A 14,210-nucleotide genomic window follows, 5' to 3' on the forward strand; every position below is an offset into this window, starting at 1 on the left:
CGGTCACTGCGCGATGCCGCCCAGCGCGGTGACCTTCAGGATCCGGCCGCGCACCAGGTACTCGCCGGGCACGGCGTTGCGCCGGCCGAACTCCTCGCCACGCTCTTCGCCCATGTAGCGGGTGCCGAGCCGGATCGACCACGGCAGCATCGCCTCGACGTCCTCGGACAAGGTCGCCGCGCACTCCAGCTGCACGAACGAGTAGGGCGGCTCGGGCAGGTCGACGCAGAGGGCGAACCGGGGGTCGCGGCGCAGCGCCTTGCCCTTGAGCGAGTTCGTGCCCGTGTTGAAGTAGACGTGCTCGCCGGGCTCGTCGACGAGGAACCAGACCGGCGTGACGTGCGGGCTGCCGTCGGCCCTGGTGGTGGCGAGCTTGCCGGTCCGGGTGCCGTCGTTGGCGAACGCGATCCACTCGTCGCGCGACATGGTCCACATCGTGCGAGTGTGTCGTCTCACCCGGTCGAGCGCAGCGCGGGCGATCGGTGGGACGATGGCGGCATGGCTCGCCTCGATTACGCCGCGCTCAACGACACCATCCGGTACACCATGTGGTCGGTGTTCCGGACCGACCCGGGCAAGCTCCCCGACGACCGCGGTCCCGCGGCCACCGAGGCGACCGAGTACCTCGACGCGCTCGAAGGCAAGGGCGTGGTCGTGCGTGGTGTCTACGACGTCGCGGGCCTGCGGGCCGACGCCGACTACATGATCTGGTGGCACTCCGAGGAGATCGAGCAGGTCCAGGCGGCCTACGCCGGCTTCCGCCGCACCGCGCTCGGCCGCGCGTCGACGCCGGTGTGGAGCCAGGTCGCGCTGCACCGCCCGGCCGAGTTCAACCGCAGCCACGTCCCGGCGTTCCTCGCGGGCGAGGAGGCACGCAGGTACGTGTGCGTGTACCCGTTCGTCCGCTCGTACGAGTGGTACCTGCTGCCGGAGACCGAGCGGCGCGCGCTGCTGGCCGAGCACGGCAAGATGGCCCGCGACTACCCGGACGTGCGCGCGAACACCGTCGCGTCGTTCGCGCTCGGCGACTACGAGTGGATGCTCGCGTTCGAGGCCGACGAGCTGCACCGCATCGTCGACCTCATGCGCCACCTGCGTGGCAGCGAGACCCGCAGGCACGTGCGCGAGGAGGTCCCGTTCTACACGGGCACGAGGGTGGCACCAGCCGAACTGGTCGCCGCCCTGCCGTGACCCCGCTCGCGCAGCTCTGGTCCGAGGTCACCGGCGCGGCGTTCGACGAGGAAGCCGTCGCGATCACCGGTGCGGAGACCGTGCTGCCCGGGCCCTTCCGGGTCGCTCTCGCCGCGGGCACGGCGGTGGCCGCCACGACGATGGCGGCCGCGTCGTTGTTGCAGGCGCGGGGCCGGGAACCGGGCACGGTGCGGGTGGATCTCGCGCACGCGGCCGAGGCGTTCCGCAGCGAACGGCACCTGCGGGTCGACGGCGCGCCGTTGCCGATGTGGGGGCCGCTCTCCGGGGACTACGCGGCCGCCGACGGCTGGGTGCGCCTGCACGCCAACTACCCCCACCACGCCGAGGCGATCGCCGCCGCGCTGGGCGTGGCCGCCGACAAGGAGGCCGTCGCCGACGCGGTGGCCGGGCGTGCGGCCGAAGAGGTCGAGTACGACGTCGTCGCGGCCGGCGGTGCCGCGGCGGCCATGCGCGGCCGGACCCAGTGGCAGGCGCACGCGCAGGGCAAGGCGTTGCGGGCCGAACCGTTGATCATGATCGACCGGGTCGCCGACGCCGCACCCCGGCGGCTGGACCACGCGTCGTGGCCGCTGACCGGGGTGAAGGTGCTCGACCTGACCCACGTCATCGCGGGACCGGTGTGCGGGCGCGTGCTCGCCGCCCACGGCGCGGACGTGCTGCACGTGAGTGCGGCGAACCGGCCGACGGTGCGGCCGCTGGTGGTCGACACCGGCTTCGGCAAGCGGTCGGTGCACCTGGACCTGAGCACCGAGTCCGGCGCGGAGCAGCTGCGTGAGCTGGTGCGCGGGGCCGACGTGTTCCTCCAGTCGTACCGGCCAGGGGCGTTGGCGCGCTTGGGTTTCGGCATGGAGGAGCTCGCCGCCCTGCGGCCGGGGATCATCGGCGTCGACCTCTCCGCGTACGGGCACACCGGGCCGTGGGCGTCGCGGCGCGGGTTCGACAGCCTCGTGCAGATGTCGTGCGGGATCGCCGCCGAGGGCGCGGTCGCGGCCGGCGCGGACGAGCCGACGCCGCTGCCGGCGCAGGCGCTGGACCACGGCACCGGCTGGCTCGCGGCCTTCGCCGTGATCAGCGTGCTGCAGCGGCGCGGGCTGCTCGGCGGGTCGTGGCAGGTCCGGCTCTCGCTCGCGCGCACCGCGCTCTGGCTCGACCAGCTCGGCCGGATCGACGTCGCACCAACGGGATCGCCGGACCTGACCGGCTTGCTGGCCGATGTGGACAGCGCGTTCGGCACCGTCACGCACGTGCGGGTGCCCGGGTCGCTGCCGGGCGCGCCGGCGTTCTACCGGCACGGGCCGCACCTGCCGGGCAGCGACGACCCGAACTGGTGAAGCGCGGACCTTGGCCCGTGGTTTCTGTCAGTGCCGGGGTTTAGCCTGCCGTCGCGATGAGACAGATGGAGGCAGTTCGATGATCACTCGCGACACCCCGTGGCCCGCAGGGACGCCCTGCTGGGTCGATGTTTCCGTGCCGGACCTGGAAAAGGCACGCAAGTTCTACGGCGAGTTGCTCGGCTGAACGACCGAGGTCGGCCCGGAGGAGTTCGCCGGCTACACCAACGCATCGGTGGACGGCCGGCTGGTCGCCGGGATCGTGCCGCAGCAGTCGCCGGAGCAGCCCGTGGCCTGGACGACGTACATCGCCACCGAGGACGCCGCGGCCACCGAGACCAAGATCCAGGCGGCCGGTGGCACGGTGATGATGCCGGTCATGGACGTGTCCGGCGTCGGCAAGATGGGCATCTACGCGGATCCGGGCGGCGCGGTGTTCGGCATCTGGGAGGCGGGCACGCACACCGGCGGGCAGCTGGCGAACGCGCCGGGTGCGTTGGTGTGGAACGAGAACGTGACCCGCAACTTCGAGGACAACCAGAAGTTCTACGCCGAGGTGTTCGGCTACTCCTACACCGACCTGAGCGCCGAGGGCTTTCAGTACGCCACGTTCGCCACGTCGGGCGACCCGTCCGGCGGCATCGGCGCGTATCCCGCGGACACCCCCGCTGAGGCACCGGCGGTGTGGGGCGTGTACTTCGGCGTGCGCGACACCGACGCGGCGGTTGCCAAGACCCAGGAACTCGGCGGCACCCTCGTGGACGGCCCGCGCGACAGCCCGTACGGGCGGATGGCCCGGCTCGCCGACGACCAGGGCGCGGTCTTCTCGGTGATGTCCACGCCAGGAGCCTGAGGTTCGGGCCTCGGCCGGTGGCAGGGTCGTGCCGTGCCACCGGCCGGAGGTCTCAGTGCACCCGCCTCAGGTTCACCCGTGCCGCGTCCCGCTCGGCGAGCAGCCGTGCGCCGAGGAACGTCGGGCCGGGGCGGAAGTCGACCAGTGTGCGCGCCATGAGCGCCGTGATCAGCAGCGCGAACGTGAGCGCCACGTCCAGGCGGCCGTCGCCGACCCCGCCGACCCACCGTGCCGCGCCCACTGCGAACAGCAGGCACAGCGGGACAAGCGCGTGCCGCACGCGTGGCACCGCCCTGCGTGTCTCGACCAGCAACCCCTTGCGCACCAGGCGATCGCGCAGCTGTGACAGCGCTTCGGACCTGATGACCTGGTCGATGACGGAGGACGTGGTGCCCGCGTCGGGCCGGCTCGCTGCCCGCACCACGGTCTGGTCGACGGGGCCGGTGCCGGCCGCGCGGTCGAGGCTTGTTCCCACATCGCCGCCTGTGTCGCGGCCGATGAGGCCGATGGCACAGGCGCCGGGCTCGTGTGAACAAGCCTCGCCGGTCACCAGCAGGGCGCCTGTGGCACGCACCTGCAGCTGACCTCGGTCGATGAGCCGCGCGATGGCGGTCTCGACCGTGAGGCGGGGCCCACCACGCAGGTAGGCCGCCTCGTCCTCGTCGAGCCGGTCCGGCACCGGCGTGCCGGTCGCCTCCGGCGCGCGCACGAGGATGCGCGCGGCGAACGCGACGAGCAACGCCAGGGCCAGTCCGACCGCGTACAGGCGCAGGAAGTCGACGTCCGCGATGCCCCATTCCTGCTGCATCGGTATCGACCCCCGTCCCTGCTCCCGTCCACACGGTCAGCCAGCTCGGCGAGCCACCATCGTGTTCGGCGTCACAAGGGTCGACAAGATTCCTTGAGCAAGATTTAGGGATCCGCCAGGAGAGAATTAGGGAGTCTTGGCGACGAATGCCGCATCAGGGGCGTGGACCGCCCCCGATGCGGCATTCGCCGCGGTGCCGGCCGGGCCTGGTCAGGACTCGTCGGGCACGAGCTTGATCGACACGCTGTTGATGCAGTAGCGCTGGTCGGTGGGGGTGGCGTAGCCCTCACCCTCGAACACGTGGCCCAGGTGGCTGTGGCAGCTCGCGCACAGCACCTCCGTGCGCACCATCCCGAACCCGCGGTCCTCGCGCAGCACCACCGACTCGCCGGCGAGCGGGGTGAAGAACGACGGCCACCCGCAGTGCGACTCGAACTTGGCGTCGCTGCGGAACAGCTCCGCGCCGCACGCCCGGCACTCGTAGACACCGGTCGTCTTGGTGTCGACGTACTCGCCGGTCCAGGCCGGTTCGGTGGCGCCCTCGCGCAGGACGGCGAACTCGGTCGGGTTCAGCTCGGCCCGCCACTCCTGCTCGGACTTGACGACCCGGGGGGTGGCGCCGACAACGGGCTTCATGGCGTGCTTCATGCCTCCACGTTAACCGCGTGCGCCACGACCGTCGATCGTGGCGGTGTCGAGTGCGCCCGCCCCAGCTCCGGTGGTACTGGATCGCACGGCGGGCGTACTCGACGTCGCCTTGAAGGCGATCGGCCTGGAGCGCGGAGCGCGACCATCCGGCACCGTCCATCGCGGCGGTGGGTGCGGCCGGCCGGCACCGTCAGATGGCGGCCAGCAGCTCCTCCACCGTGGGGTCGTCCAGCGATTCGTGGATGCACTGCCACAGGCGCAGGTTGGCCTCGGCCCAGCCGGTGTAGGTCGCGGCGGCTTGCGGGTTGTAGAAGTAGTAGCCGTCGTCCTGCTTCTCCACCTGCTCGCCGACGATCTTGCTGGCGAGTTCGCGCAGGCTGATCCCGTTCTCGATCAGGTACCGGTGCGCGAGCACCACCGGGGTCACCGGCAGCGCCTTGAACAACGTGTCCGCGTCGCTGAGGGCCTGCGCTTCCAGCGAGATGTCGCGGTGGCGCGTGCGCATCTCGGCCTCGTCGACGATCTCGTCGATCCAGCTCGCGGTGTCCCAGTCGACGCCGGCGTCGGCGAGCAGGTTCATCCGCAGCCCGCGACCCGCCGAGGCGTCCGAGTTGCGGCGCACCAGGTAGTTCACGTCGTGCACGAGCGCCGCCGTTTCCACCACCGGCACGTTCGAGTTGTTGGCGCGGGCGAACTCCACCGCCTTCGAGCGCACGAAGCTCACGTGGTGCCAGCCGTGGAACGGCAGCTTGCGGGCATATCTGTGGCACAGGTCGCGGACGGCGGCCTGCACCGCGGTGATGTGGGCTCGGCCCAAGGTTGGTAGGGCCGTTCGAGCGCGAGTCATCTCCACCCCTCCCGGCCCCGGCCAGGTCACGGCCGGGTGGGGTGAATAGTAGGTGACTAGAGCCGTTCCGCGAGAGTTGTCAACCTCGATTCCACGGGTACATGGCGGTGTCCGAGCCCCGTCGCGGGGTCGAACGACAGGCTGCTGGTGGTGACCGGTCTCGATTTGACAAGAAACGTCATCGTGCCGTCGCACGCGTGCGGAATGCGGTGGAATTCGTCGGCGAGCAAGTACCCGCTCGCGCCCGTGGCGTAGGAGTCGCCGCAGGTCAGGCGCACCGCCGTCACCAGTTCCACGGCTGGGTCGATGTAGGCGTCGAAACGCTCGTGCCGGTAGCCGCCGGACAGGATCGTGGTGCAGAAGTGGTACCTGTGGTTGTGCACGGAGTCCGCGTAACCGGGCAGCCAGTCCCGTTGGGGCTTGTATTCGTGCAACCAAAAAGTGAACGGTTCACCCGGACGGTCGCGCAGGCACCACGCAAAGTGCGTGGTGGTCTCGCGCGACCGCGCTTTGACCGCTTGCGCCTCGTCCGGTGGCAGGCCGCGCAGGTGCGTGCCCAGCGTCTCGCGCAGGCCGGGCCGCTCGATCCACGACCGGAACCGCTTGTGCACCAAGGACCAGGGCGCCGTGTCGGTGCCGATCCGCTCGGCGAGGTCGGCCAGAGCGGGCAGGGTGGTCGGCACCGCTACCTCCTCAGTTCGGCAAGCATGGCGAACTCCTTGCGGAACTCGTGGAACTTGGTCTCCAACTCGGCGAAGTCCTCCTCGCTCAGCGCGCGGCCGGTCACCTGCTCGAACAACGCACGGAAGTCGTTGCGGTCGGTCTCCGGGGTGATGAGGAAGTGCCTGCCGTAGCGGGAATTGCTGATCCGGCTGAACTCGGCGCGCTCCATCGTGTAGAGGAACGAGTTGCCGGAGAACCGCAGCGATCGCGGGAACAGGCCGATCGCGCCGCCCGTGTCGCTGTAGAGGGTGATCCACACGCTGTCGTCGAACATCTCCACCCGGTCGAGCGGAGGATCGGTCACCACGGTGATGTCCACCCGCGTGCACCGGGTGCGGGCCAGGTACAACCCGACCAGTCCTATGTGGACATCGAAGTGGAGGCGCTGCTGCACCGCGTCGTAGTTCGCTTCGGCGCCTTCCTGCCGGGTCAGGTATCTGGCACGACCGCTGATGGCGCTCGCTTCCTGAGGGTCGGCGATGATCGCGCGCACCTCCCATTCCGACTGGGAGACGAGCAATCGCGCGGCGGCGTGGCGGGCCGAGAAGCCACGGAACCAGTACTGGCGTGTCTCACGCAGGTCGCGCATCAGCAGGTGGTTGAACGCGGGGTCGGGCTCGGCGCTCGCCTCGAACACGTGCGTCGGGAAGAACTCCTGGTTCAACGAGCGGTATTCGTCGGAGAGCTCGCGCAAGGCGTTCCGGCTTTCCTCGACCACAGGGGCGACGAGCGCGCGCTGCGAGGCCGACGCCGTGATCAGCGTCTGCCAGAACCCGACGAACGCCGAGACCATCGAGCCGGTGGCGACTCCGGAGACCAGGGTCTTGCCGGTGCCGACGGGCATCAAGCTCGAAGCAAGCAGTGTGCCGCCTGCGATGACGACCAGGGTGAGCAGCAGTAGTCCGGTCCTGGTCCAGAAGATTTCCTGGAGTGCGGTGCTGCGGAGCCCTTTGGCATCCGCGGACAAGTGGGGACACCTCCTCGGTGGGGCGGGTGGTGTGAGTGCGGACGGTTACCCGGGGAGAGGCGAACCGCTACGTTACGCCCTCACTTGACGCGGTGGAATAAGGAAAACGGGTGACCGTCGGGGTACGCCGAGTGGCGGCAGCGGCGGTCACTCTGCGCGACCGCCGCTGCCGTGAGTGTCCTCAGTGGATGGTTAAGGAATCAATAGCAACTTGCCGGTCGTCTTGCGCCCCTGGAGGTCGGCGTGGGCCTGCGCGGCCTCGTCCAGCGGATAGGTGTGTCCAATGCGGACGTTCAGCGAACCGGCCGCCACCGCCTCGAACAACTCGCCCGCGCGCCAGTCCAGTTCCTCGCGCGTGGTCATGAAGTGCGCGAGCGTTGGCCTTGTCAGGTAAAGGGATCCGCCCCGGTTGAGCCGTTGCGGGTCGACCGGCGGCACCGGTCCGCTCGCCGCGCCGAAGAGCGCCATCGTGCCCCGCACGCGCAGGCTCGCGAGCGAGTCGTCGAACGTCGTGGCGCCCACGCCGTCGTACACGGCGTGCACCCCGGCGCCGTCGGTCAGCTCCTTCACCCGATCGGCGAACCCTTCGTAGCCAAAGACTTCGTCGGCACCGGCGCCGCGCGCGAGCTCGCGCTTCTGCTCGGTGGAGCCGGTGGCGAGCACTCGCGCGCCCCGCGTCTTCGCCAGCTGCACCAGCAGCAGCCCGACCCCGCCCGCCGCCGCGTGCACCAGCACGGTGTCGCCGTCGGCGATGGGGTAGACCGACCTGGTCAGCATGTGGGCGGTCATGCCCTGCAACGCGATCGCCGCGGCCACGTCGTCGCCGACGCCTTCGGGCACCTTGACCGCGTGCGTCTGCGGGATCGCGGCGACCGAGGCGTAGCTGCCCGGCGCCATCGCCCACGCGACGCGGTCGCCGGCGGCGAAGCCGGTGACGTCCGCCCCGACCGCCCGCACCGTGCCGGCGCCCTCGACACCCAGCACCAGGGGCAGCTGCACCGGGTAGGTGCCGTCGCGGTGGTAGGTGTCGACGTAGTTCACCCCGGCGGCGGCCACGTCGACGAGCAGCTCACCCGGTCCCGCCTGCGGGTCGGGCACCTCGGTCACACGCAGCACCTCGGGGCCGCCGGTCTCGGTGATCTGCACTGCCTTGGCCACGGTTCCTCCTGGGTCAGTCACGGGTCAGGTGGTTCAGGACGGTGTCGGCGATGTCGCCGAGCACGCGCAGTTGGTCTTCGTCCAGCAGGTTCACGAAGTGCGCCCGCACGGACGCGACGTGCGCGGGCGCGGCGGCCTCGATCGCCCGTAGGCCCTCGTCGGTGAGGACGATGTTCGCGCCACGCCCGTCGTCCGGGCACTCGCAGCGGCGCACGAGGCCGCGTTGCTGCATCCGGGTGAGGTGGTGGGACAGCCTGCTGTTCGACCACAGCATGCGTCCGGCGAGTTCGCTCAGCCGGGCCTTGTGTTCCGGCGACTCCGACAGGTGGGAGAGCACGTCGTAGTCGGGCTCGGACAGCCCTGAGTCGCGCGCCATGTCCCGGTTGACCCGCGCGGCGAGCAGCGCCGCCATCCGGCGGTAGGAACGCCAGACGCGCTGCTGCTCGTCGTCGAGCCAGCCGGAATTCGTTGACACGTCAGCTAGAGTAGATGACATGTCAACAAGCGACAACGACCTCCTGGCGAGCACGCACCGCGGCGCGCTGGTCACGCTGAAGCGGGACGGCCGACCCCAGCTGTCCAACGTAGGCCACACCTACGATCCGGCAACCGGAGTGCTCCGCATCTCGGTGACCGACGGCCGGGCCAAGACCGCGAACCTGCGCCGCGATCCACGGGCGAGCTACTACGTCACCACCCCGGACCTGGGCGCCTACCTGGTCGCCGAGGGCACGGCTGAGCTGACCCCGGTGGCCGCGGCGCCCGACGACGCGACCGTGGACGAACTGGTCGAGGTCTACCGCGAGATCGCGGGGGAGCACCCCGACTGGGACGAGTTCCGCGCCGCCATGGTCCAGGACCGCCGGCTGGTGATCCGGATCGCCGTGGACCGCACCTATGGCTGGGCCGGGGCCAACGGGTGAGCAGCGTCGTCCTCGCCACCTTCGACGGCTTCCCCGACGGCTACACCGACGACGTCGACCTCGTGGCCGCGCTGGCGGCACGGGGCGTGGACGCCCGGTGGCAGGTCTGGGGCGAGCCGGCGGACGCCGACCTGGTCGTGCTGCGCAGCACGTGGGACTACACGTGGCGGGTACCGGAGTTCCTCGCCTGGTGCGCGAGCGTGCCGCGGCTGGCGAACCCGCTGCCGGTGGTCGAGTGGAACACCGACAAGGCCTACCTGCTCGAGCTGGCGAAGGCCGGGGTGCCGGTCGTGCCGACCGAACTGGTGATCCCCGGCGAGCGCCCGGACTGGCCGGACGGGGAGTTCGTGCTCAAGCCGTCGGTCGGTGCCGGTGCCCGCGGCTTCGGCCGGTTCACCGACCCAGCCGCGGCCACGGACCACCTCGCGACCCTGCACGCGGCGGGCAAGACCGCGATGCTGCAACCGTTCCTGTCCTCGGCGGCGGCCGAGGGTGAGGTCGCCTTGGTCTACTTCGGCGGCGAGTACTCGCACGCGTTCGCCAAGTCCGCGCCGGCCGACGAACCGGTCAACGCGTCCGGGCTGCGTCCCTCGACACCGTCGCCGTTGGCCGAGCCGGAGCCGGTCTACCGATCGCTCGCCGAGGACGTGCTCGACGCGGCGGCCACCCAACTGGACCGCCGCCGCACCGAACTCCTCTACGCGCGCGTCGACCTCGTGCGTGGCGACGACGGCGCGCCAGTGCTGCTGGAACTGGAACTCGTGGAGCCGAACCTCGGCTTCACGCAGGCCGATCCGCGGGCCACGCGCCGGTTCGCCGACGCCATCGCGCGCTACTAAGCCCTCTGGCTAGGCCGCTTTCGCGGCGAGCCGGTCGACCTTGGGCCAGCGCACGTCGCTGGCCCAGCCGAACTTCTCGAAGAACCAGATCACCCGCGCGGAGATGTCGACCTGCCCGCGCAGCACGCCGTGGCGCGCGCAGGTCGGGTCGGCGTGGTGCAGGTTGTGCCACGACTCGCCCATGGACAGGATCGCCAGCGGCCAGAAGTTGGCCGCCTTGTCCCGGCTGGCGAACGGGCGCGCACCGATCATGTGGCAGATCGAGTTGACCGACCACGTGACGTGGTGCAGGAAGCCGACCCGGACGAAGCCACCCCAGAACACCCCGGTCAGCACACCCCACCACGACAACGTGATCACGCCGCCGAGCACACCCGGCAGCAGCAGGCCGGCCAGCGTGATCGGCAGGCCGAGCTTGTCCACGATGCGCAGGTCCCGGTCGTCGAGCAGATCGGGCGCGAACCGCCGCAGGTTGGTCTTGTCGCGCTCGAAGAGCCAGCCCATGTGTGCGTGCCAGAAGCCCTTGGCCAGCGCGGCGGGCGAGGTCCCGAACAGCCACGGCGAGTGCGGATCGCCCTCTTTGTCGGAGTACGCGTGGTGGCGGCGGTGGTCGGCCACCCAGGTGATCACCGAGCCCTGCGCGGCGACGCTGCCCACGATGGCGAGCACGACCCGCAGCGGGCGGTTCGCCTTGAACGAGCGGTGGGTGAAGTAGCGGTGGTAGCCGACGGTGATGCCCAGCGCGCTGACGACGTAGAAGCCGGCCGCGAGGCCGATGTCGGTCCAGCCGAGACCCCAGCCCCAGGCGAGCGGGACGGCGGCGACGATGGCGAGGAAGGGCAGGAGCAGGAATGCGGTGACGACGACGTGCTCGGTCGTGCCGCGCGGTTGCTCCAGCAGCGGGGTGGACGGGGACTTCGGGCTGGGCGGGGCGCTCAAAGTAGCGGTAATAGCTCCAAGAACCTCGGATCTCTCGGCGTGAACGCGCCGATGTCACGGTACCTACGGGACCGTAGGTTTCTCCCCAATTTAAGGGACCGGCTCCGATACCGCCATCATCAGGCGGGCTGCGGCTCGCGATCGGCGTCGCGGACGGGTTCCGTTGTGGCAACGGGAACCGGGCCCCGGTCGCGTGCTCCACACCAGACGCTCGCGGTCGCGCCGACCACCAGCAGGGCGCCGAGGACGTGGATGGTCACCAGCACCGCGGGCACGCCCGCCCAGAACTGGATCATCCCGATCGCGCCCTGCGCCAGCACCGCGGCGACCAGCACCACGTAGCGCTTCCAGAGTCCACTCGGTGCACCGCCGAAGCGCAGCATGAACCCGAGTCCGGCGGTCATCCCGAGGAAGACGAACAGCAGCGCGGCGTGCAGGTGCGCGAGCGTCTCCACCGGCAGGTCGAGCCGCGGGGTCGTGGCGTCACCCGCGTGCGGGCCGGCGCCGGTGACGAGCGTCCCGGCCACCACGAGCACGGCGAGCACCCCGCCCATCGCCGCGATCAGCCACAGGGCTCCATCGGGTGCGGCCTGCCTGGCCGGCTCATCGCCCTCGGCGATCGAACGCACGAGCAGCATCGCCACCCACACCAACGCGGCGGACGCGATGAAGTGCAAGGCCACCAGCCACCACAGCAGCCCGGTCAGCACCACGATCCCGCCGAGCACGGCCTGCACGCCGACACCCGCCAGCAGCACGAGGCAAAGCCAGACCTGCCGGTTGCGCCGTGGGGTGGCGAGCCAGAAAGCGATGAGGCACAACACGGCGACCGTGCTGACCACCCCGGTCAACGTGCGGTTGCCGAACTCGATCCACTGGTGCAACTGCCCGAGTTCGGGGTGCTGCACGGGAACGAGGCTGCCTTGCGCGCACTGCGGCCAGTCTGGGCAGCCGAGCCCGGACCCGGTGACCCGCACGACCGACCCTGTGACCCCGATGCCGCCTTGGGTGACGACGGCCGCGATGGCCAGCACCCGCAACCAGCGGTTGGTCGGCGTGGGAATCCGGTCGATGAGCGACTGCAGTGGCACAAACCGATGGTAGGCGCCGCTATCTGAGGACCTGCGCCCACCTCGGCTCCCGACGGGAACGTGGAACACACCCGCTCGGAACGTGGGACACACCCGCTCGGAACGGGGGACACGCCCGGCGGGAACGGGGGACACGCCCGGTGGAGGTGGTGGCTCAGCTGAGTTTGGTGGTGCGGACGGCCAGGGCGGCTCCGGCGATGCCCCACACCACAAGCACCACGAGCGACAGAACACTCGGCGCCGCGTGCTCAGCCAGTAGAGCCCGCAAGGCATCGGCAAGCGCCCCGGAAGGCAGCAACCGCACCACGTCGGCCACCCCGGCCGGCATCGACGACGTGGCCACGATCACGCCACCACCCAGCAACAGCACCAGCCACACGATGTTGGCCAGCGCCAGCACGATCTCCGCCTTCAGCGCCCCACCCAGGAGCACTCCGAGCGCCCCGAAGGCCAGGACCCCAAGCAACACAACGCCAAGCGAGCCGAGGAGCCCGCCGATGCTCGGCGACCACCCCAGGGCCCACGCGACCAACCCGAGCACGACCAACTGTCCGACCACGACGGCCAGGCACGCCAGCAACCGTCCGCCGACCAGCAACCACCGCGGCAACGCGGTGGCCGCCAGCCGCTTGATCACCCCGTACCGCCGGTCGAACCCCAGCGCGATCGCCTGCCCGGTGAACGCCGACGACATCACCGCGAGCGCGAACACGCGCGGCGCAACGGAATCCACGCGGGGCGACGGCAACTCGATCACGTCGACCAGGGTCAGCCCGATCAGCAAGGCCAAGGGGATCAACAACGTCAGCAGCAACTGCTCGCCGTTGCGCACGGTCAGCAGCAGCTCGGTGCGGGCGTGGGTGAGCAGCATCCGCCCGATCCGCCCGCGACCGGGCGCGGGGGTGAAGGTGCCCGCCGGGAAAGTCGTCACCGCAGTTCCCGTCCCGTCAGCTCCAGGAACACGTCTTCGAGGCTCCGCCTGCCCACCTGCAGCTCCTCCGCGAGTACGCCCTGCTGCGCGCACCACGTGGTCACCGTCGACACCACCTGCGGGTCCACAGCACCCGACACCAGGTAGTTCCCCGGCGTGGGTTCGGTCACCGCGCACCGCTCGGGCAGGGCCGCGGTGAGCGAGGTCGTGTCCATCCCGGCCTTCGCCCGGAACCGCAGGCTTGGCGTGCCGGCGTTGTCGGCGGTGAGCTCCGCGGGCGTCCCGGTGGCCACGACAGTGCCGTGGTCGACGATGACCACCTGGTCGGCGAGCGCCTCGGCCTCGGCCATCAGGTGGGTGGTCAGCAGCACGCTCACGCCGTCGCGGCGCAGCGCGCCGATCAGCTCCCACACCAGCCGCCGCGCCTGCGGGTCGAGCCCGGCGGTGGGTTCGTCGAGGAACACCAGTTCCGGCCGGCCGACCAGCGCGCACGCCAGCGACAACCGTTGTTGCTGGCCGCCGGAAAGCCGCTTGAACGGCGTCCGGCGCGCCGATTTGAGCCCGAGCACGTCGATCAGCCAGGCGGGGTCGAGCGGGTTCGCCGCGCATGCGGCCACCAGGTCCAGCATCTCGCCCGCGCGCACGCCCGGGTAGGCACCGCCGCCCTGCGGCATCACGCCGATCCGCGGCCGCAGCGCACCGCCCTGGGTCGCCGGATCGAGGCCGAGCACGCGGACGACGCCGCCGTCGGCGGCACGAAAACCTTCGCAGACCTCGATCGTGGTCGTCTTGCCCGCGCCGTTCGGCCCGAGCAGGGCGAGCACCTCGCCGCGGGGCAGGCGCACGTCCAAGCCGTCCACGGCGGTCACCGAGCCGTACCGCTTGACCAGCGCGGACACCTCGACGGCGAGGTCGGTGGCGGAGCCGGTCACACCCGCGG

Annotated in this window: 18 protein-coding genes; 6 read left to right on the forward strand and 12 right to left on the reverse strand. The window is 70.8% G+C overall.

The window, feature by feature from the left end; translation table 11 throughout:
* Positions 1 to 3: 3 nt before the first annotated feature.
* Complete coding sequence (locus EV186_RS34260; protein ID WP_133853646.1) at positions 4 to 435, reverse strand: PPOX class F420-dependent oxidoreductase; 432 nt, start codon at positions 433 to 435, stop codon at positions 4 to 6.
* A gap of 63 nt (positions 436 to 498) precedes the next feature.
* Here EV186_RS34260 and hemQ point away from each other — a divergent pair, with 63 nt between their 5' ends.
* From hemQ to EV186_RS34275, 4 genes are all read left to right on the forward strand, one after another.
* Entirely contained in the window at positions 499 to 1,191 is a 693-nt protein-coding gene (hemQ, locus tag EV186_RS34265) for a hydrogen peroxide-dependent heme synthase (RefSeq protein WP_133853647.1), read from the forward strand.
* Entirely contained in the window at positions 1,188 to 2,543 is a 1,356-nt protein-coding gene (locus tag EV186_RS34270; protein WP_133853648.1) for a CoA transferase, read from the forward strand. Before hemQ ends, EV186_RS34270 begins: the two co-directional genes overlap by 4 nt.
* Positions 2,544 to 2,622: 79 nt before the next feature.
* Positions 2,623 to 2,730 (forward strand): VOC family protein, encoded by a 108-nt coding sequence (locus EV186_RS40880; protein WP_424983926.1) that lies wholly within the window; start codon positions 2,623 to 2,625, stop codon positions 2,728 to 2,730.
* A 48-nt stretch (positions 2,731 to 2,778) separates the two neighbouring features.
* Positions 2,779 to 3,396, forward strand: coding sequence for a VOC family protein (locus EV186_RS34275; RefSeq protein ID WP_243754445.1), 618 nt, complete (start codon positions 2,779 to 2,781; stop codon positions 3,394 to 3,396).
* A gap of 52 nt (positions 3,397 to 3,448) precedes the next feature.
* Here EV186_RS34275 and EV186_RS34280 read toward each other — a convergent pair whose 3' ends face one another.
* The 7 genes from EV186_RS34280 to EV186_RS34310 form a co-directional block, all read right to left on the reverse strand.
* Positions 3,449 to 4,204: a TIGR04222 domain-containing membrane protein gene (locus EV186_RS34280; RefSeq protein ID WP_133853649.1), complete on the reverse strand. Its 756-nt coding sequence runs from the start codon at positions 4,202 to 4,204 to the stop codon at positions 3,449 to 3,451.
* A gap of 210 nt (positions 4,205 to 4,414) precedes the next feature.
* The gene (msrB, locus tag EV186_RS34285) at positions 4,415 to 4,840 is read right to left on the reverse strand and encodes a peptide-methionine (R)-S-oxide reductase MsrB (protein WP_133853799.1); all 426 of its coding nucleotides are present in this window, start codon (positions 4,838 to 4,840) and stop codon (positions 4,415 to 4,417) included.
* Positions 4,841 to 5,042: 202 nt separating this feature from the next.
* Positions 5,043 to 5,699 carry an HD domain-containing protein gene (locus EV186_RS34290; protein WP_133853650.1) on the reverse strand — a complete coding sequence of 219 codons (657 nt, stop codon included), beginning with the start codon at positions 5,697 to 5,699 and terminating at the stop codon, positions 5,043 to 5,045.
* Between the two features lie 56 nt (positions 5,700 to 5,755).
* Complete coding sequence (locus tag EV186_RS34295; protein ID WP_133853651.1) at positions 5,756 to 6,382, reverse strand: hypothetical protein; 627 nt, start codon at positions 6,380 to 6,382, stop codon at positions 5,756 to 5,758.
* Between the two features lie 2 nt (positions 6,383 to 6,384).
* Positions 6,385 to 7,389: a hypothetical protein gene (locus EV186_RS34300; RefSeq protein WP_133853652.1), complete on the reverse strand. Its 1,005-nt coding sequence runs from the start codon at positions 7,387 to 7,389 to the stop codon at positions 6,385 to 6,387.
* Positions 7,390 to 7,581: 192 nt separating this feature from the next.
* Complete coding sequence (locus EV186_RS34305; RefSeq protein ID WP_133853653.1) at positions 7,582 to 8,547, reverse strand: quinone oxidoreductase family protein; 966 nt, start codon at positions 8,545 to 8,547, stop codon at positions 7,582 to 7,584.
* Between the two features lie 13 nt (positions 8,548 to 8,560).
* Entirely contained in the window at positions 8,561 to 9,022 is a 462-nt protein-coding gene (locus EV186_RS34310; protein ID WP_243754446.1) for a MarR family winged helix-turn-helix transcriptional regulator, read from the reverse strand.
* A 19-nt stretch (positions 9,023 to 9,041) separates the two neighbouring features.
* Here EV186_RS34310 and EV186_RS34315 point away from each other — a divergent pair, with 19 nt between their 5' ends.
* Entirely contained in the window at positions 9,042 to 9,470 is a 429-nt protein-coding gene (locus EV186_RS34315) for a PPOX class F420-dependent oxidoreductase (RefSeq protein ID WP_133853654.1), read from the forward strand.
* On the forward strand, positions 9,467 to 10,309 hold the full coding sequence (locus EV186_RS34320; protein WP_133853655.1) for an ATP-grasp domain-containing protein: 843 nt from the start codon (positions 9,467 to 9,469) through the stop codon (positions 10,307 to 10,309). The genes EV186_RS34315 and EV186_RS34320 overlap by 4 nt, the downstream gene beginning before the upstream one ends.
* 9 nt (positions 10,310 to 10,318) lie before the next feature.
* Here EV186_RS34320 and EV186_RS34325 read toward each other — a convergent pair whose 3' ends face one another.
* From EV186_RS34325 to EV186_RS34340, 4 genes are all read right to left on the reverse strand, one after another.
* Complete coding sequence (locus EV186_RS34325) at positions 10,319 to 11,260, reverse strand: acyl-CoA desaturase (RefSeq protein ID WP_133853656.1); 942 nt, start codon at positions 11,258 to 11,260, stop codon at positions 10,319 to 10,321.
* A 107-nt stretch (positions 11,261 to 11,367) separates the two neighbouring features.
* Positions 11,368 to 12,339, reverse strand: a complete 972-nt coding sequence (locus EV186_RS34330) for a COX15/CtaA family protein (protein WP_133853657.1) — start codon at positions 12,337 to 12,339, stop codon at positions 11,368 to 11,370.
* 154 nt (positions 12,340 to 12,493) lie between these two features.
* On the reverse strand, positions 12,494 to 13,270 hold the full coding sequence (locus EV186_RS34335) for an ABC transporter permease (protein ID WP_424983931.1): 777 nt from the start codon (positions 13,268 to 13,270) through the stop codon (positions 12,494 to 12,496).
* Positions 13,267 to 14,202 carry an ABC transporter ATP-binding protein gene (locus EV186_RS34340; protein ID WP_133853658.1) on the reverse strand — a complete coding sequence of 312 codons (936 nt, stop codon included), beginning with the start codon at positions 14,200 to 14,202 and terminating at the stop codon, positions 13,267 to 13,269. Before EV186_RS34340 ends, EV186_RS34335 begins: the two co-directional genes overlap by 4 nt.
* Positions 14,203 to 14,210 lie beyond the last annotated feature (8 nt).

Source organism: Labedaea rhizosphaerae, from assembly GCF_004362825.1.
In the GTDB taxonomy this organism is placed as follows: Bacteria; Actinomycetota; Actinomycetes; order Mycobacteriales; family Pseudonocardiaceae; genus Labedaea; species Labedaea rhizosphaerae.

What these genes read in the sequence shown, in the direction of transcription:
- EV186_RS34260 (WP_133853646.1), bottom strand. Translation starts at nt 435, where the DNA reads ATGTGGACCATGTCGCGCGACGAGTGGATCGCGTTCGCCAACGACGGC.
- hemQ (WP_133853647.1), top strand. Translation starts at nt 499, where the DNA reads ATGGCTCGCCTCGATTACGCCGCGCTCAACGACACCATCCGGTACACC.
- EV186_RS40880 (WP_424983926.1), top strand. Translation starts at nt 2,623, where the DNA reads ATGATCACTCGCGACACCCCGTGGCCCGCAGGGACGCCCTGCTGGGTC.
- EV186_RS34290 (WP_133853650.1), bottom strand. Translation starts at nt 5,699, where the DNA reads ATGACTCGCGCTCGAACGGCCCTACCAACCTTGGGCCGAGCCCACATC.
- msrB (WP_133853799.1), bottom strand. Translation starts at nt 4,840, where the DNA reads ATGAAGCCCGTTGTCGGCGCCACCCCCCGGGTCGTCAAGTCCGAGCAG.
- EV186_RS34315 (WP_133853654.1), top strand. Translation starts at nt 9,042, where the DNA reads ATGTCAACAAGCGACAACGACCTCCTGGCGAGCACGCACCGCGGCGCG.
- EV186_RS34280 (WP_133853649.1), bottom strand. Translation starts at nt 4,204, where the DNA reads ATGCAGCAGGAATGGGGCATCGCGGACGTCGACTTCCTGCGCCTGTAC.